Origin of the sequence: Mycetocola spongiae, from assembly GCF_020424085.1 — a bacterium.
GTDB classification, from domain to species: Bacteria; Actinomycetota; Actinomycetes; order Actinomycetales; family Microbacteriaceae; genus Mycetocola; species Mycetocola spongiae.
The window spans coordinates 923,287-940,547 of record NZ_CP080203.1 but is presented as its reverse complement, the minus strand read 5'-3'; the positions used below and the strand labels follow the sequence as shown (position 1 = coordinate 940,547).

Genomic DNA, 17,261 nt, shown 5'->3' with positions numbered 1-17,261 from the left:
AGCATTTACGCTGATCACGCTTAAATTACCTGTGTTTTAAAAAAGAATAGGTGAATCCGGGGGAGGCTACCGACCCCAGTGCGAGTGCCCCCCGACGGGCACGTAGATCCTGCCCGTCGCGGCAATCCGCCCCGCCGCGCGCCTCCCGCGACACGCGGGGAATCCGCGGGCCGTGCGCCCGGCGCCGACCGGGCGCGGGCCGCGCGTGACGTAAAGTTGGGGGATACGGACACCCGGGAACCCGGGTGTTTTTCTGTGCGGAGAGAAAGCGGTTCGGATGAGCCTGGTTCGGTTTAACGATGTTGAGGTTTGGTTTGAGAACGCGCAGATCCTGCGGGAGGCGTTTTTCCGGCTCGATGCGGGGGACCGGGTGGGGCTGATCGGGCGCAACGGCTCGGGTAAAACCACCCTGCTGAGGCTGGTCCTGGACCAGATCCAGCCCGATCGCGGCGAGGTCAGCGTGGACCCCGATATCCGCATCGGCTATTTTTCACAGTTTTCCGAGCTGGACGGCACCGCCACCATCAGCGAGGTCCTGGACGCACTTTTTGTTGAGGTGCACGCGGTGGAGGCCGAACTGGCCACGATCGACGCCGCGATTGCGGCCGATCCGATGGGCGATCTGGACGCCCTGATCCTGCGCCAGTCCGAGCTTTTTGTGGAGATGGACCGCATCGACGGCTGGGATTATCAGCGCAAGATCGACCGCGCCCTCACCACGCTGGGCTTCACCGAGGCGCACCGCATCTGCGCGATCGACGAGCTCTCGGGTGGATGGCGCAACCGCGCGGCGCTGGCCAAGATCCTGCTGGAGGAGCCCGATGTGCTGCTGCTGGACGAGCCCACCAACTTCCTCGATGTGCCCGGCGTGGAGTGGCTCGAATCCTGGTTCCGCGACTTTAAGGGGGCCGCGATCATCGTGTCCCACGACCGGAAATTCCTCGATGCCGTGGCCACCCGGATCGTGGAGGTGGAAAATTATCACCTGCATGAATACCCCGGGAATTTTGCCGAATATATCGTGCAGAAGCAGTTCCGCCTGAAGACGCTTGAGACCCAGTTCCAGCACGAATCCGAGCTGCTGGCATTTGAGGCCGAGGGGATCGCCGACCGCCGCGAGGCCGCCAAAAACGCCAGTAAAAACCTCGGCAAGCAGCTGGCCGGCATTAAAAAGGCGCGCGCCCCGCGGCCCGTGGACGAGATTCTCACCGAGATCTACGGCGGCCTGCACGTGAAGGAAATCCTGTGCCGCGTGAGCGGGCTGGAAAAATCCTATGGCGAGCGCACTCTCTTCCGCGATGTGGAATTTGAGCTGCGCCGCGGCAACCGCCTCGTGGTGCTGGGCGCCAACGGCAGCGGAAAATCCACGCTGCTGCGCGTGCTCACGGGGGAGGAGCGCGCCGATTCCGGCAGCGTGGCCTGGGCCGGCGGCATTAAGACCGTGTCCTATAACCGGATGTTGGAGGAGCTTGACCTCGACGATACCGTGACCCACGCGGTGAACGGGCTGCCCGATAGCCTCGCGCTCACCGCCACGCGGAAATCCGTGGGCCGCTTCCTGTCGATGTTCCAGTTCTCGGAGGCCGATAAGAAAAAGCGCATCCGCGAGCTCTCGGGTGGTCAGCGTGCCCGCGTGGCGATGGCGCAGTGCCTGCTCTCCGGGGCCTCCGTGCTGATCCTGGATGAGCCCACCAACCACCTCGACCTCGCCAGCACCCAGGTCATGGAGCGCGCGCTGGTGCACTTCCCGGGCGCGGTGATTGTGGTCAGCCACGACCGGTTCTTCACCGAGAAGGTCGCCAATCGGCTGCTGGTTTTTGGTGCCGAGGGCGCCGGGCCGGGCGAGATTCTCGCGCGCGCCGTCTAGGCGGCGGGGGCCTCGGTGGGGCGATTTACGAGGGCCACGAGGAAACGAATAAATACCGCGATCCAGGAAAAGATGAGGGTGAAAACGACCACCTCAAATGCGGTTAACCCAAAATAGCCCTCGATAAACAGGATCACCGAGAGAATCGTGATCGCCAGAAACGCCCAGGCCGAGAGAAAATAGGTGCGCGGCATTCCGCGCAGAATCCACGGGCTTGCGGCGAGCAGCCCAATAAACATCGCCGCCATCCCCATTGCACTGAGATTATGCACGGGCTCGATCAGGTTCACCGGAACCAGACCCACCCCCGCGAGCATCACTCCCATGATCACGAGCATCGTGGAGACCGTGCGCGGGGCGCGGGGAGCGGTCACAATGCCGCGACCAACCAGGGTGCCCAGGTCGTTATCCAGGTAGATCGCAAACGCCATCACCAGGAGGCCCCCGATGATCAGCGTGCCGTTAAACAGCAGGCTGGACAGGGACCAGAATGTGCCGAGGTGACTGAAATGGATGCGCCACCACCCGGGATCGGGCGTGGTGGTCATCGCGGTGAGGGTGCCCAGCGCGATAAAGGACACCAGCAGGCTCGACATGCGCTGGGTGCTGATGCGTGAGGCGGAGAGCCACACAAAATACGCGCTCAGGCCCGCGGCGCAGGCCACGAGGGTCACGCTCCAAAAGGCATCCATGGTGGCCCCGATAAACGCGCGCGAGAGCAGAAGAAACACGGCAAAAAGCGCGAGTACCGCGAGCGAAACATGCGCAAGAACCACCGAGAGGATATTCACCACGGCCTTCCAGCGCGGCAGATTTTGCCGCCAGTGCTGCTCGGCGGTGCCGCGCGAGCGCCAATAACCGAGGGTTCCGGCGGCCAGGGCCGCGAGGCCCCCGGAGAGCGCGGCGATGCTCGCGAGCGAGCCGGGCCCCCACAGTGGAAGCAGGCGTCCCCAGGAGGCGAGGAGGCCGGCCAGGCCGCCGAGGGTCCCCAGAATTAGGGCGCTATAGACCGCCTCCGATTCCACCCGAACGGCGGTCGAGACTGGGGTGGGGCGGGTCATATCGAAAGTGTAGGACGATTCGAACGGGGCGGGGACCCGGGGGAGAATAATGCACTTTCCCCGTTAGCTATGCTTAATTGGTAATTGCCTACTATGCTTAGGTTTGTCAGTAAAGGAGACATCATGGCACGAGCCGGACTCACCCCCGAGCGCCTCACCCGCGCCGCGGCGCAGATCGCCGATGAGCGCGGATTTGATGCGGTCACCGTGGCCGAACTCGCCCGCCACTTCGACGTGAAACCCGCAAGCCTCTACTCGCATATCGCGAGCACGGGCGACCTGCGGGCGCGCGTCGCGATGCTCGCGCTGGAGGAGATGGCCGGTCTCTCCGCCGAGGCGGTGGCCGGCCGCGCCCGCGCCGAGGCCGTGAGCGCGCTGGGCAATTCCTATCGCGATTATGCCCGCGCGCATCCGGGACGCTTCGCCGCGACCCAGTATCGCCTCGACCCCGCCGCGGCGGCCGCGAGCGCGGGCCCGCGCCACTCCGCGCTCAGCCGGGCCATCCTGCGCGGCTATGACCTGGGGCAGGAGGAGGCCACCCATGCGGTGCGCCTCCTGGGCTCCACGTTCCGCGGCTTTGTGGATCTGGAACGCGCGGGCGGCTTTGCCCACGGCGCCCCCGATGCCGAGGAGAGCTGGAATGCGATTCTCCTCGGGCTGCACACCCTCCTGGCCCACTGGCCCTCCCACCCCGCACCCGAAGGACCCCACGTATGACCATAAACTCCCGGATAAAAATCTCTCCCCCCACCGCCGACCTGATCCGCGGGGCCCAGGAGCTGGAGCGCACCGAGCACGGTGTGCTCCCGCACCGGCTGCCCGCGCTCGCGGTGCGGCAATCCGCCGATCCGCAGCTGCGCCTGGCCGAGGCCCAGCCCTCCGGCGTGCGCGTGGTCTTCCGGACCACCGCGACCACCATCGAGTTGGATACCGTGCGTTCGCGCACCACCTATGCGGGGCTGCCCGCGCGCCCGGACGGCGTGATCGAGCTGGTGGTGGACGGTCTCCTGGTGGAGTCCATCACCACCGCGGGCGGCGTTACCACCACGGTCTCGATGGCCACCGGTACCGCCACGGTGGAGGAGGGGCCGGTCTGGACCTCGCGCTTCACCGGGCTGGCGCCGGATGCAAAAAACGTGGAGATCTGGCTGCCGCATAACGAGATCACCGAGCTGCGGGAGCTGCGTGCCTCCGCGCCGATCCACGCGGCCGAGCCCTCCGGGCGACCGGTCTGGGTGCATCACGGAAGCTCGATTAGCCACGGCTCAAATGCCCTCCGCCCCACCGAGACCTGGCCCGCGCGGGCCGCGCGGCTCGGCGAGGTGGAGCTGATCAACCGCGGCTTCGGCGGCAGCGCACTGCTGGATCAGTTCACGGCGCGTGCCCTGCGCGATACCCCGGCCGATCTGATCAGCCTCAAGCTGGGCATCAACGTGGTGAATACCGACCTGATGCGCCTGCGCGCGTTCCGCTCGGCGCTGCACGGCTTCCTGGATACCGTGCGCGATGGGCATCCCGAGACGCCGCTGCTGCTGATCTCCCCGATCTTCTGCGGCATCCACGAGGACACCCCGGGCCCCGGCGCGTTTGATACCGATGCCCTGGCCGCGGGGGAGCTGCGCTTCCGCGCCACGGGCGACCCGGCGGCGGTGGCCGCGGGGGCCCTCACCCTGCGGGTGATCCGCGAGGAAATGCGGCGCGTGGTGGCCGAGCGTGCGGAAACCGATGCCCACCTGCACTATCTGGACGGGCTGGAACTCTTTGCCGAGGCCGATGAGCTCCTGCACCCGCTGCCGGATGCCCTGCACCCGGATGCCGCCTCCCATGTCCTGATCGGCGATCGTTTTGCCGCGCTGGCATTTGGCCCGGGCGGCGCGCTGAGTTCCTAGCCGCGCGGGGCGGCACCCGCGCCACCCGGCGTCGGTGCCGCCGCGTATCCTGGGGCACAGGATGAGAACATCCGGTCCGCGGACCGGGGAACCGAGGACGATCATGGACGAACAGCGAGACCCCCTGATCGTGGCCGATGCCGCCGCCTGGCGGGCCTGGCTCGACGAGCGCGAGTTCACCTCCGATGGTGTGTGGCTCATCCTCGCCAAGAAGGGCACGCTCAGCCCCACCTCGCTCGGCTATGCCCAGGCCCTCGAGGAGGCGCTGTGCAGCGGCTGGATCGACGGCCAAAAAAAGAGCGTGGATTCCGCCACGTTTATGCAGCGCTTCACGCCGCGCCGGCGCGCCTCGATGTGGTCCCAGCGCAATATCGGCATCGTGGGGCAGTTGATCCACGCCGGCCGGATGCGCGAGCGCGGCCACGCCGAGATCACCCGCGCCCGCGAGGACGGCCGCTGGGACCGCGCCTATGCCGGTGCGGCCGCGATCGAGGTGCCGGAGGATCTGCTCGCGGCCCTCGCCGCCTCGCCCCGGGCCGCCGCGGCCTTCGCCGCCCTCGGCTCCTCGGCGCGCTATTCGATCCTGCACCCCATCGTCACCGCGGCCACCGCCCCCACCCGCGCGGCCCGCATCGCGCGCGCCCGGGAGCGGCTTGAGGGCTAGCCCGCCTTACCAGGTGAAGGCACGAAGGTACTCCCTGAGCACGGGATCCACCACATAAACATAGGTGCCTCGAATTCCTCGGGTGAGAAGCACTCCATAAATATTAAGGACGTATTCAAGAATGTCCTTATCCGTATAGATAATCCCTCGCGCGCGGTTATTTTCCTTACCCTTGGCGTCAAAATAATTCTCGCGGTTAAAAAGAAACTCACCGGTTTTGGGATCCATCCGCAACTCGCCGCCGATGATCACCCCTGCATAATTAAGGTCATAACCCTGCACCGTGTGGATTGATCCCACCTCGTATTCCGACCCCGGGGAGTTAATCCAATCGGTATCGGTCTGATTCCAGCGCAACCGATACCCCTCGATCTCAATGTCGTAGGCATCGGGATTCTTCTTGGTAATCCAGGGCCAGGCAAAACCGGCAATAAGCCGGGACAGGCCATGGCGCGCGTCCTGCGCGAGTATCGCCTCATGCATCTCCCTGGCACTGTTGAACATCCGAAACTCGTAGGTTTCGGAGGATTGGTGCTCGGGCGGAGTTGCGCTCAGGAAGGCACGCACATACTCGATATATTCGTTGCCCCCGCGTACCCGCATCTGGGATCGCAGGCGGAAATGGCGATGTTCGGAGCGAGCGACGCCAATCAGATCCGTCAGTATCCTGCGGGGTAGATCGGCCGGGCGCACACTCTGGGCCTCGTCGATAAGGAGCAGCTGATGGGTGCTTTGTTTCCTAATCCAATCCAGCTGTGTGATTTCCCGGTCATCGTGTCCAAAGAGCCGGGTCGTGATCTCGGAGAACTGCTTATTCAGCCCACCGGCGGATTGATTTGCCCGGTGGTTCAGCCGGTGAGCTTCGTCCACGATCAGGAGATCAAATTTCTCCTTACTCGCTCCCGCCTGAAACGGTGTGAGAACCATCGTTGCACTCAGCCCCGGAGTCTTCTTAAAAATCGCTGCCACCGATTTCCGCAGCGACTGTTGCGGGATGACCAGCCCAATCCGAAGCCCCCGGAGTTTCTCTCGGTAGCCCGCGGTGAAGAACTCGGTAAAGAGGGACTCGCTGTCCTGCACCGCATCCACGGGATCGGTCAGTTCGATGTCTCGGAGGAGCTTCATAAGGTGAATCGCGATTACGGTTTTACCCGTTCCCGGTTCGCCTTGAACAATAAGCGTTCCTCCCCGGCCGGCATCAAGATCGGCGAAGAGGCCCTCGAGGATATTCTCTACCGCGGCGGCCTGATCGCTATTCAGCGCCTTAAACGGAGAGAGCTTAAAGAGATCACTATTGATGATCTCGGGGATTGTCCGGGTAAAAATTCCGGCCGAACGGAGCTCGTCAAAAATCTCGTCAAAATCGGTCCGATAGCGCTCACGATCAAAATAATCGGAGTCCAGCATTCCCGCATTGCGATTGAGGACCTTATAGCGTCCGTCGCCGTCCAACATCTGGATGAGGTAGGACTCCAGGTCGAGACAGACCGACTTATTAAACTGCTCGTTTACGATTACCCTCACCTCGGTGAGGCGCTGTTTCTCGGGTGAAGAAAGATGCTGTTGCATCCGCACCGTGGCGTTGCGAGTTTCGCCAACATAAACCTCGCGTTTATTCTCGAGGAGATATACCACGGGCCAGTTATTCAAATATGGGTCGAGGGCGGCCCAGGTCCCGATCTCGCGTGGGGAAAAACCGTGCCGGCGAATGCTAGAGCCGGTCATATTTTTCCGATCGGCCGCGGGAACGCTCAATCGGATATTTGACGCGTGTGATCTCGAGTTTTTCGCGAATAATCGTCTCCGCGTCCAGGCCCAAACGGTTGGCCATCATCAGGCAATACGTGAGCACATCGGCGAGTTCGTGACGCACGTCGTCTTCGCGGGAATCCGGGCCCCATTGAAAACACTCCAGGAGCTCGGCCGCCTCGATCGAGATGCTTTTTGCGAGGTTTTCTGGCGTATGGAACGACTGCCACTCGCGTTCGGCGGCGAAGGCGCGCAGGTCTTCCTGAAGCGTATTTATGGTCACGAGCCCAGCCTAGCGGGAGCCGTCCCGGTGAGGGTTAGCCCGCCACATACTCCGCGAGGTACTGGCCCGTGAGGGTGCTGCGATCCGCGACCAGCCGCGCGGGGGTTCCCTCAAAGACGATCGTGCCGCCCTCGTGGCCCGCGCCCGGGCCGATATCGATGATCCAGTCCGCATGCGCCATGACGGCCTGGTGATGCTCGATCACGATAACCGATTTGCCCGAGTCCACGAGGCGATCCAGCAGGCCCAATAGCTGCTCCACATCCGCTAGGTGCAGGCCCGTGGTGGGCTCATCCAGAATATAAATATCGCCCTTCTCGGCCATCTGATTGGCCAGCTTCAGCCGCTGCCGTTCACCACCCGAGAGCGTGGTGAGCGGCTGACCCAGGCTGATATAGCCCAGGCCCACGTCCACGAGGCGCTCGAGGATGCGATGCGCCGCGGGCGTGCGGGCCTCACCCGCGGCAAAAAACTCCGCCGCCTCGGCCACCGGCATCGCCAGGACCTCGCTGATATCGCGCCCACCGAGGCGATACTCAAGCACCTCCGCCTGGAAGCGGCGGCCCTCGCAGACCTCACATACCGTGGCCACGCTCGCCATGACCCCCAGATCGGTATAGATCATGCCGTTTCCATTACACACCGGGCAGGCGCCCTCGGAATTGGAGCTAAACAGCGCGGGCTTCACCCCGTTGGCCTTGGCAAACGCCTTTCGGATCGGTTCCAGCAGGCCCGTATAGGTGGCCGGATTGGAGCGCCGCGATCCGCGAATCGCCCCCTGATCGATCGAGACGATCGACGCATCGCGCGGCAGCGATCCATTCACGAGCGAGCTTTTCCCCGAGCCCGCAACCCCTGTGATCACCGTGAGAATCCCCAACGGAATATCCACGTTTATATCGCGCAGGTTATGGGTCTGTGCCCCGCGAATCTCTAGAGCCCCGCGCGGGGAGCGCACCGCGTCCTTCAGCCGGGCCCGATCGTCCAGGTGTCGCCCCGTGGGGGTATCGGCCGCCCGCAAACCCCGCACGCTGCCCTCAAAACAGATCTCGCCGCCCGCGGTGCCCGCGCCCGGTCCGATATCAATCACATGATCGGCAATCGCGATCATCTCGGGCTTATGCTCCACCACCAGCACGGTATTGCCCTTATCGCGCAGGCGCAGCAGCAGCTCGTTCATCCGCTGGATATCGTGCGGATGCAGCCCGATCGTGGGCTCATCAAAGATATAGGTGACATCGGTGAGGGAGCTGCCCAGATGACGGATCATCTTGGTGCGCTGGGCCTCGCCGCCCGAGAGTGTGCCGGCGGGGCGATCCAGCGAAAGATAGCCCAGGCCGATCTGCACAAAGGAATCCAGCGTCTGCGAGAGCGCGCTCAGCAGCGGGGCCACCGAGGGATCGTCGATTTTTTCCACCCAGGCGGCCAGATCGCTGATCTGCATCGCGCAGGCCTCGGCAATATTCAGCCCCGCGACCCGGGAGGAACGCGCACCCTCATTCAGCCGCGTGCCCAGGCACTCGGAACACGTGGTGAAGGTCACCGCGCGGTCCACAAACGCCCGAATATGCGGCTGCATGGCCTCGCGGTCCTTGGACAGCATCGATTTTTGGACCCGCGGAATCAGGCCCTCATAGGTCATATTAATATCGCCCACCTTGACCTTGGTGGGCTCGTGATACAGAAAATTATGCAGCTCGCGTTCGCTATATTCGCGGATGGGCTTATCGGGATCCAGCATCCCCGAGCCCGTATAGAGCTTCACGCCCCAACCATCCGGGGTATAACCGGGGATGGTCATCGCGCCCTCGTTCAGCGATTTGGAATCGTCATAAAGCTGGGTCAGATCGATATCGTTAACCCGTCCCATGCCCTCGCAGCGCGGACACATTCCGCCGGTCACCGAGAAGCTGCGCCGCTCCTTCACCGTGCGCCCCGCCTTTTCCAGCGTGACCGCGCCCGCGCCACTGACCGAGGGCACGTTAAAGGCAAAGGCCTGCGGGGACCCAATATGCGGATCACCCAGCCGGCTGAAGACGATCCGCAGCATCGCGTTAACATCGGTCGCGGTGCCCACGGTGGAGCGGGAATTGGCACCCATGCGCTCCTGATCCACGATGATCGCCGTGGTCAGCCCCGCCAGAAGATCCACATCGGGGCGGTTCAGATTGGGCATAAACCCCTGCAGAAACGCGCTATAGGTCTCGTTAATCATGCGCTGGGATTCCGCGGCAATCGTGCCAAAAACCAGCGAGCTTTTCCCCGAACCGGATACACCCGTGAAGACCGTGAGCCGGCGCTTCGGGATATCCACCGAAATATTCTTGAGGTTATTTTCGCGCGCCCCCTGCACCCGCAGCAGGTCGTGGCTATCGGCGGGATGCCCGGGCGTGGGGGTGGTCGAGGCCATCAGAATCTCCATCGGTGAGGACGGGAGGGCACTGGCCCCGGCCCGTGGATCGGTGCATGCCCGCGGCAACCAACCACGAACATCAAGACCGATTTTCCTCGGGAGTGTGGTCGCTGTCTACCCGGGGCGTCGTGTCGGGGTCGCGCGGCGATATCCGCACCCCGCGAGGGGGGAGGAATTGGGGTGGGATATCGCCGCGGGAGCGGGGTGCGGACGGACAGCGTCACGCCGGGTACCGTAGCGTCCCGGCCCCGATACCCATTCTGTTGTGGCGGGCGGCCGCGGGCATCGGTGGTCAATACGTATTCCGGGCAGAACACAACGGCGGTAGCGGAGCCGGGGGAAGCTCCACTACCGCCGTCGCGGGTCGGGGGTTAGCGGGCCGGGAGTGCGTCCAGGAAGGACACGGTCTCGGCCGCGATCTGCGGGGCCAGGGTGTGGTGCAGATAGTGGTCGCCGTCCATCAGGATCATGCGGCCCGTGGTCTGCGCGGCAATCTGCTCCTCGTGCAGGGGAATCCAGCCCTCCACATCCTCGCCCTCGCTCACCACAAAGAGGAGCACGGGCAGATCCGCGGGGAAGCTCAGCTCGCGGGCCGCGGCAAAATTCTCGCCGGCGAGGTTCATCTCGCTGCCCAGGTCATCGCTGGCCGCGTGGCGCAGCGCAAGCACATGCATCTGATCCTTCATCTCGGGCGTATAGTCCAGGTCCGTATACATGTCCGGGGCCAGGCCATCCAGCACCCGGAGCAGGCCAAGCGCCTTGAGCTGCTGCATCGACTCCGTGGGATATTCCGAATCGGCGCCGGGCTGGTTCGGGACACTCGAATCGATTCCGATAAACGCCGTGACCTCCTCGGGGAACTCATTCACATAGGTGAGGGCGTAGATGCCCGCGATCGAGTGACCCATCAGGCTATAGCTGCGCACCCCCATCGTGGACAGGGCGCCGTGCACCTCCCGGGCGATATTTTCGCTCGTGCGCGCGGTGCCCGCCTCATCGCTCAGGCCCGTGCCCAGCGGCTCGACCGCGATCACCCGGAAGCGGTCCTCCAGCTGCGCGATCAGCGGCTCAAAGTCCAGGCCGGGGGCCGCGGTACCCAGGCCCGGCAGCAGCACAATGGTCTGCTCCCCGGCGCCGCGATCCACGACGTTCATGTTTTTGCCATCCACCTCGATCAGCTCCCCATAGGGCTTCAGGTTTTTCGTCTCGGAGCCGGTGGCCACCGCGTTCACCACAGTGGTGGTCCCCAGGCCCAGCGCAAAGAGCGCCAAAATCGTGCCGATGACGATCGCAGTGACCTTCAGAAATTTTTTCACTATGTGCCCCCGTGTGGGTAGAGGTGGTGGCCCGGAAACCGTGTGTTCCGGCGATGGTTCCAGTCTGCGGCCCCGCGCGGGAACCCGATAGTGCCGCGATGTCACGGCCACCCGTGACATCTGTCACCCCGCGCCGCGGGGGAGAACGCTGCCCGAAGATGCGCCCGGCGTGCGCAAAATATAGACTACGTATCGTCGTGTCTCACCGATCGAGTCATTTCCGGTTGGTGCCGTCCGAATCCCTACCCCCGGGGTCTCGAGACGCGAAACCTCCCCCGAGAGCAGCACCCATGGTTAAGATCCCGTTTGCCCCCCGCCCGCGGATGTCGCGGCGATGAGCGGCGGAATTCGACCCGGACACCTGCGCCGCGGCGGCCGCTTCTGGGGCCGACGCACCCTGATCGGCTCGGTTGTGCATGCCGTGGAGCGGCCCGGCGGAAACGCCCTTCTGATTGGCGCGGGCGGAATCGGTAAAACCTCGCTTGCGTTGCGCAGCATGGACGAGCTGCTGGCCCGGGAAAGCGGCGTCTATCTTGCGCATTTTGCGGCCACCACCGCCACCCGGGAATCGCCGCTGGCCGTATTTGTCTCCGCGCTCGGGGACTATGAACGCTTCACCGAGCAGAGCGTGGACCGGGTGGGGCAGGCCATCATCCGCGACTGCGTGCAGCGCGCCGAGGAGGAGGGCAAAAAGGCCAGCCCGGGCCGCCTCCTGATCCTGATCGACGATGTTCCCCTGCTGGATAGCATGAGCGCGCTGGTAGTGGACTATCTGGTCTCGCGCACCGATGTGCGGGTGATCCTCACCTGCCGCTCCACGCCGGGACCCTCCGCCGGGCTGATCAGCGCGTGGCGCGCCGGAAACCTGGAACGCATCGTGGTGCCCTCGCTCACTGTGGAGGAGGTGGCCGAGATCTCCGCGGAGCTGCTGAGCCCGCGCCTGCTCGCCCCGGAAACCCAGGCCCGGCTCGCCGAGGTCACCGGAGGCAATGCGCTTTTTCTCACGGAGCTGCTGCGCTCGCTGGATGCCTCCGCCGCCTTTGAAACCCGGCACGGGCTCTCCGTCTGGCGGCGACCACTGCCCGCGGAGACCACCCTGAGCGATATCATCCGCGCCGAACTGACCGGGCTGGCCCCGGAAAAACGCGCGGCCTTTGAAACGGTTGCGCTGTGCGCACCCGTGCCGCTGCGCCTGCTCCAGGGACACGTGCATAGCGCCGCGCTGGCCGCGCTGGCCGATGACGGCCTGATCGTCTTTGGCACGCGCCGCGGGCGCGAACAGGACCCCGTGATCACGCTCGCCCATCCGATCTACGGCGAAACCATGTCGGGCCTGCTGAATGCAGCACAGGTCTGGGCACGCTTCGGCGAGCTTTATGACGCGGTGGTGGGCGGCACCACCACAACCGGGCCGTGGCGCGGGGAAACCGCCGATCTGCTCACGGTGGTGTTTTGGGGCCTGGGCGGCGGGCGCACCGTGCCGCTGCCCATCCTGGATCAGGCCTGCGCCCTGGCCCGCTCACTCGCCGATTATGACGCCCGGATTCGGCTTTCCAGCGCCCTGCTGCTGCATCCCGAGGCGAGCCATGGCCAGCGCATCCGCGCCTATATCGACCGCATCGAGGCGTATCGGTTTCGCAATAACCCCGCGGGCGCGGAGGAGGATTTTCTCCCCGCGCGGGAGCTCTGTGAGCTGCTGCCCGCGGGACCCGAGCGCGCCGAACTGGCCACCGCCCTGGCCCTGATCACCGCCGAGGCGGCCGTGATGCAGAGCGGCCGCTGGCGCGCGGGCCTGGACCACCTGGACTGGGCCGAGGGCCTGCTCGGGGACGAGCCCGAGGACGGTGCGCGGCTGCGCCGCCTGGAGATCGCCCGCGGCATCTATCTCGCCTATGGTGGCGCGATGCACGAGGCCGCCGGCATGCATAATCACCTCTATGCGCAGGCGCGTTCGGCCACCGATTTTCTGCCGCTGGCCTCCAGCATGATCATCTCCCTCGCCCAGCGCGGGGAGGTGAAACGGGCCCGCGCGGTGGGCCGCCAACAGCTCACCCTCGCGGTGCGCTCCACGCGGGAGCAGCCGCTCGCAATCGGCGATATCGTGGGCGCCTGGTGCCTGGCCGATATGTTTGCCGGAAACGTGCGCGAGGCCTCGGCGATCTACGCCTTCCTAAACCTCACGATGGAACGCAACCCGGGACACGTCCGGGTGCGGCAATCGCTGGTGGCCTTCGGCCGCGGGCTGATCTCGATCAACCTGGGCGAGTGGGGCACCGCCGTGACCAACCTGAAGATCGCCTATGCCGAGCTGGAGGATTTTGCCGGAACCGCCTCGGAGGGCCTGCTGCTCGCGGTGCTCTCGCTTGCGCTGGGTGCCACCGGCGATCTTGAGGGTTCCGCGGATGCAGCCCGCCAGCTGCGCCTGCTGCGCGGGCGCACCAGCGCACTGCTGGAAATGCCCGAGCGTTATTACGCGCTGCTCGGGGCGCTCTATCAGCCCGGGGGAGCCTCGCCGGTGGAGGCCCGCGAGATCGTAGAACGCTCCCGGGAATACGGTTTTACGCTGATGGAACTGCGGGGGCTCCACGCCGTGGCGCTCTGCGCACCCGAGGGTCCGAGCACGGCCGAGCTGGAGCGGGCGCGGGAGATCGCGGGCCAGGTGGAGACCCCCCTCGCAGCGCTCCTGCTGGGCAGCCTGGAACATATCGTGCGGGGAGGCGAGCGCAACGGGGGCTCCGAGGCGCGCGCCCTGGCCCGCCGCGGCCTGTTTATCCCCGCGGGTAGGCCGCATGCCGACCTGACCGGACGCGAACAGCAGCTGGCGGAGCTGCTGGCGCTGGGCTTTTCCAATAAGGACATCGCCAAGCGGCTGACCATTTCCAAGCGCACCGTGGAGACCCACGCCGCGAAGATCCTGCAAAAGCTTCAGGTATCCTCGCGCGATGATGTGGCCGAGGCGCTCGCGGCCCGGGATTAACGCACGGGGCCGCGCACCATAAGCGGTGCGCGGCCCCGTGGGGTTCCAAACCTAGGGCGTGACGCCCGCGTTCAGATCGGCCATGAAGGCCTCAAAATCGGCGGCGATCTCCGCCGATTTGCTGTGGTGCAGATAGTGATCGGCATCGAGCAGAACCACGGTGCCGTTATCCACGGTGGCCGCCTGCTCCTCGTGCAACTCAACCCAGCCCGCGACACTCTTATTATCGGCCTGCGCAAAGAGCAGGACCGGGAGGGTCTGCGGGAAGGTCAGGCGGCGGGCCTCCACGAAGTTCGGATAGATATGCTTCATCTCATCCACATAGGTATCGGTGAGGTTGTTCTGGAAGGCGATCAGCTTCATCTGGTCCTTGGTGTGCTCATCAAAGTCCATCCCGGCGAGGGTATCGCCGCTCAGCTCGGTGATGATGCGGGCGATGCCGAGGAATTTTGCGGCCTGCATCGCGCCGGTGGGGAACTGCACGTCCATCCCGGGCTGGGTGGGAACGCTGCTGTCGATTCCCACAAAGGCGGTGAGCTCATCGCCGTATTTATTGGCGTATTCGAGGCCGTAGATGCCGGCGATCGAGTGACCCATCAGCACGTATTTTTCCAGGCCCAGGCCGGAGACGGCCTCGTGGATCTCGGTCACGATATTCTCGGACGTGCGCTCCTTATCGGTCTGATCGCTCAGGCCATAACCGAAGGGCTCCACCACCACCACGCGGTTCTCGGTCTCCAGGCGCTTAATCAGCGGGCTGAAATCCAGGGCGGGGGAGGCGGTACCAAAACCGGGGATCAGGACGATGGTATTTTCGCCGGAACCGGAGATCACCACGTTCATGTTTTTGCCGTCCACGGGGACCAGCTGACCATAGGTATCGATGCGCGATTTTTCCGAGCCGGTGGCCACGGCGTTGACGACCGTGGTGGTGGTCAGGACCAGCGCGATCACCGCGATGATCGACAGGACCACCCGCAGTGCGATTTTGAGAAACTTCTTCATGTTTATTCCGATGTGATTGGCATGGTTAATAAACCGTTACGTTAGGGCGCCGGGCCGGATCGGCTCGCCACCCCAGTGGTCTCTCCGGCGCGCGCGTCTTTAGGCACAACCGGAGGGCTCGATCTCCGATTATCCACCGGCCGAGACGCGCTCGTCGCGGCGGAAAATCGCCCCCAGATCAAACGCGCGGGGGAGGCCGGAACCGACTTCACCGGCCGCGCGTAGCTGCGGGTCCCGCGGGACCCGCACCCAGCCTATGCGGCCGTGACTGGCTAAACGCTGTGGATCTTTTCCGCGCCTACCTGGAAGCCGCGGAACCATGCGGGGCCGCGGCGGCGCTGTCCCGCGAATTGGGACCAGGCGGGTGGGCCCGGCGCGGGACTAAACCCACTCGGCGGACTCGGGGTCCACGCCGTGGGCCCGCGCATTGGCGTGGATCACCGCCACCAGCCAATCGGTGAGCCCCGGATCCCGCGCCTCAAAATGGGCCCGGAATCGCCCGTCCTCGCGATAGAGCGTGGCCAGGCATGCGTGCATCGAATGCGAGCAGGCGAACGCCGTGCCGATCACGGCGCGATGACGCTCGGCCAGCTCGGCCGCCGCGGCGCTGCCCGGGGCAATCCCCGCGCGCCTTCCCGCGATCAGCGCGGCGTTCACGGCCTCGCCCGCGCGCGCGGCCTCGGCGCGGCCCGCGGAACCCAGCCGCGCGGTATTCGCCTCAAACTCGCCCCAGGCGGGACTCCCGCCCCAGCGCCGCTTGGCCTCCTCGGCCCAGTCGGGGCGCCAGGGCCCGCCAAAAATCTCCGCGCGCTCGCGGGCCGAGAGCCGGGCATCGGCCGCGCGCGCCTCGAGCAGCCGGTCGATGCCCGCTATCATCCTGCCGGCGCACAGCTCGCGCTCGGCCAGGAGCTCGCGCTGGCGGCGCAGATGGGCGATCTCGGAGACGGCGGGATCGGCGAGGATCTCGGTCACGGCCGCGAGCGAGAGCCCCAGCTCGCGATAGACCAGCACGCGGTGCAGCCGCAGTAGATCGGCCTCGGTATAGAGGCGATAATTGGCGTGCGAGCGGCCCGCCGGGCGCACCAGGCCGATCTCATCCCAGTGGTGCAGGGTGCGCACGCTCACGCCGAGGAGGGAGGCGGCGGCCCCCACCGAGAGCGGGGTGGAGGAATCGGAATCCGGGGTCATCCCCCCAGTACTAACCCTTCCGCCGCGTGAGGGTCAAGCCCGGGTGCAGCTAGGCGCTCGCGCGATGCCGGGCCGGGGTATGCCCAAAGCGGCGATGGAACGCGGCAATAAACCCGCTCACGCTGGCATAGCCCACCTGCGCGGAGACGTGCATGACCGGCATGCCCTCCGCGAGCAGCGGAAGCGCCGCCGAGAGCCGGGCCGCCGAACGCCACTCCGGGAAACGCATGCTGGTCTCGTTGAGGAAACAGCGCTGCAGCGTCTTGGAGCTGGTATGCACCTGCGCGGCCCACTGCTCCAGCGTGAACGGGGTGGCCGGGCGCGCCAAGAGCGATTCGGCCACCTCCAGCGCCCGCGGGTCCACCGGCATCGGCAGGCGCACCGAGGTCTGGGCGAGCGCGGGCAGCAGGCTCAGCATCGAGGACTCGGCCTCGCGGATATCCGCGGGGGCGATCAGGCCCGGCTGGAGCTTAATCTGCGCGAGCCGATTCAGCAGCGGCGTGCGGTGAATGGCGGTGGGCTCCTGTGCCAGCGCCGGGGGCGCAACCGCATCAAAAAACAGCGGAAATACCAGCGAACCCTGCTGCGGGATGACGAGGTGTTCGATGCCCGCGGGGATCCACAGCGCCTGCTCGGTGGTGAGCCGCCAGCGCGAGTGCCCAATCTCGATCACCACCGAGCCCTCGCAGACCCAGGTCAGCTCGTGGGCCTCGTGGCCGTGCACGCGGCTCGGGGAGAGGGAGGGGAGGGGAATGACGGTAGACACGGCGACTCTCTGGACGGGGCATGGTGGCGAGCCGCGGGTTGTCTGGTTTTCCCTATGGGCTGTCCGGCAAAGCTCACCATGCA

General features: G+C 65.4%; 13 protein-coding genes. 5 read left to right on the top strand and 8 right to left on the bottom strand.

Annotation, left to right across the window (positions count from 1 at the left end):
- Positions 1–277 precede the first annotated feature (277 nt).
- Entirely contained in the window at positions 278–1,867 is a 1,590-nt protein-coding gene (locus KXZ72_RS04385; RefSeq protein ID WP_226082521.1) for an ABC-F family ATP-binding cassette domain-containing protein, read from the top strand.
- Here the strand turns inward: KXZ72_RS04385 and KXZ72_RS04380 are convergent.
- A complete protein-coding gene (locus tag KXZ72_RS04380) occupies positions 1,864–2,928 on the bottom strand; it encodes a hypothetical protein (protein WP_226082520.1) in 1,065 nt (354 codons plus the stop codon). The two genes, KXZ72_RS04385 and KXZ72_RS04380, sit on opposite strands and share 4 nt — an antisense overlap.
- Positions 2,929–3,051: 123 nt before the next feature.
- Here KXZ72_RS04380 and KXZ72_RS04375 point away from each other — a divergent pair, with 123 nt between their 5' ends.
- The 3 genes from KXZ72_RS04375 to KXZ72_RS04365 all read left to right on the top strand — a co-directional run bounded on the left by KXZ72_RS04375 (position 3,052) and on the right by KXZ72_RS04365 (position 5,481).
- Positions 3,052–3,645, top strand: a complete 594-nt coding sequence (locus tag KXZ72_RS04375; RefSeq protein WP_226082519.1) for a TetR/AcrR family transcriptional regulator — start codon at positions 3,052–3,054, stop codon at positions 3,643–3,645.
- The gene (locus tag KXZ72_RS04370) at positions 3,642–4,817 is read left to right on the top strand and encodes a GDSL-type esterase/lipase family protein (protein WP_226082518.1); all 1,176 of its coding nucleotides are present in this window, start codon (positions 3,642–3,644) and stop codon (positions 4,815–4,817) included. Before KXZ72_RS04375 ends, KXZ72_RS04370 begins: the two co-directional genes overlap by 4 nt.
- 103 nt (positions 4,818–4,920) lie before the next feature.
- Entirely contained in the window at positions 4,921–5,481 is a 561-nt protein-coding gene (locus tag KXZ72_RS04365) for a YdeI/OmpD-associated family protein (RefSeq protein ID WP_226082517.1), read from the top strand.
- A 6-nt stretch (positions 5,482–5,487) separates the two neighbouring features.
- On the opposite strand, the gene KXZ72_RS04360 is transcribed toward KXZ72_RS04365, so the two are convergent.
- From KXZ72_RS04360 to KXZ72_RS04345, 4 genes are all read right to left on the bottom strand, one after another.
- Positions 5,488–7,206, bottom strand: coding sequence for a DUF2075 domain-containing protein (locus KXZ72_RS04360; protein ID WP_226082516.1), 1,719 nt, complete (start codon positions 7,204–7,206; stop codon positions 5,488–5,490).
- Positions 7,193–7,513 (bottom strand): nucleotide pyrophosphohydrolase, encoded by a 321-nt coding sequence (locus tag KXZ72_RS04355; protein WP_226082515.1) that lies wholly within the window; start codon positions 7,511–7,513, stop codon positions 7,193–7,195. Before KXZ72_RS04355 ends, KXZ72_RS04360 begins: the two co-directional genes overlap by 14 nt.
- Positions 7,514–7,547: 34 nt before the next feature.
- Positions 7,548–9,923: an ATP-binding cassette domain-containing protein gene (locus tag KXZ72_RS04350; protein ID WP_226082514.1), complete on the bottom strand. Its 2,376-nt coding sequence runs from the start codon at positions 9,921–9,923 to the stop codon at positions 7,548–7,550.
- A 374-nt stretch (positions 9,924–10,297) separates the two neighbouring features.
- Positions 10,298–11,242, bottom strand: a complete 945-nt coding sequence (locus tag KXZ72_RS04345; protein WP_226082513.1) for an alpha/beta hydrolase — start codon at positions 11,240–11,242, stop codon at positions 10,298–10,300.
- Positions 11,243–11,576: 334 nt separating this feature from the next.
- Here KXZ72_RS04345 and KXZ72_RS04340 point away from each other — a divergent pair, with 334 nt between their 5' ends.
- Positions 11,577–14,219 (top strand): LuxR C-terminal-related transcriptional regulator, encoded by a 2,643-nt coding sequence (locus KXZ72_RS04340; protein WP_226082512.1) that lies wholly within the window; start codon positions 11,577–11,579, stop codon positions 14,217–14,219.
- A 51-nt stretch (positions 14,220–14,270) separates the two neighbouring features.
- On the opposite strand, the gene KXZ72_RS04335 is transcribed toward KXZ72_RS04340, so the two are convergent.
- The 3 genes from KXZ72_RS04335 to KXZ72_RS04325 all read right to left on the bottom strand — a co-directional run bounded on the left by KXZ72_RS04335 (position 14,271) and on the right by KXZ72_RS04325 (position 17,178).
- On the bottom strand, positions 14,271–15,224 hold the full coding sequence (locus KXZ72_RS04335) for an alpha/beta fold hydrolase (RefSeq protein ID WP_226082511.1): 954 nt from the start codon (positions 15,222–15,224) through the stop codon (positions 14,271–14,273).
- 381 nt (positions 15,225–15,605) lie between these two features.
- A complete protein-coding gene (locus tag KXZ72_RS04330) occupies positions 15,606–16,412 on the bottom strand; it encodes a MerR family transcriptional regulator (protein WP_226082510.1) in 807 nt (268 codons plus the stop codon).
- A 49-nt stretch (positions 16,413–16,461) separates the two neighbouring features.
- The gene (locus KXZ72_RS04325; protein ID WP_226082509.1) at positions 16,462–17,178 is read right to left on the bottom strand and encodes a helix-turn-helix transcriptional regulator; all 717 of its coding nucleotides are present in this window, start codon (positions 17,176–17,178) and stop codon (positions 16,462–16,464) included.
- Positions 17,179–17,261 lie beyond the last annotated feature (83 nt).

Coding starts and splice junctions, on each gene's coding strand:
- KXZ72_RS04360 (WP_226082516.1), bottom strand. CDS start 7,206: ATGACCGGCTCTAGCATTCGCCGGCACGGTTTTTCCCCACGCGAGATC.
- KXZ72_RS04335 (WP_226082511.1), bottom strand. CDS start 15,224: ATGAAGAAGTTTCTCAAAATCGCACTGCGGGTGGTCCTGTCGATCATC.
- KXZ72_RS04365 (WP_226082517.1), top strand. CDS start 4,921: ATGGACGAACAGCGAGACCCCCTGATCGTGGCCGATGCCGCCGCCTGG.
- KXZ72_RS04330 (WP_226082510.1), bottom strand. CDS start 16,412: ATGACCCCGGATTCCGATTCCTCCACCCCGCTCTCGGTGGGGGCCGCC.
- KXZ72_RS04370 (WP_226082518.1), top strand. CDS start 3,642: ATGACCATAAACTCCCGGATAAAAATCTCTCCCCCCACCGCCGACCTG.
- KXZ72_RS04385 (WP_226082521.1), top strand. CDS start 278: ATGAGCCTGGTTCGGTTTAACGATGTTGAGGTTTGGTTTGAGAACGCG.
- KXZ72_RS04375 (WP_226082519.1), top strand. CDS start 3,052: ATGGCACGAGCCGGACTCACCCCCGAGCGCCTCACCCGCGCCGCGGCG.
- KXZ72_RS04380 (WP_226082520.1), bottom strand. CDS start 2,928: ATGACCCGCCCCACCCCAGTCTCGACCGCCGTTCGGGTGGAATCGGAG.
- KXZ72_RS04350 (WP_226082514.1), bottom strand. CDS start 9,923: ATGGCCTCGACCACCCCCACGCCCGGGCATCCCGCCGATAGCCACGAC.
- KXZ72_RS04340 (WP_226082512.1), top strand. CDS start 11,577: ATGAGCGGCGGAATTCGACCCGGACACCTGCGCCGCGGCGGCCGCTTC.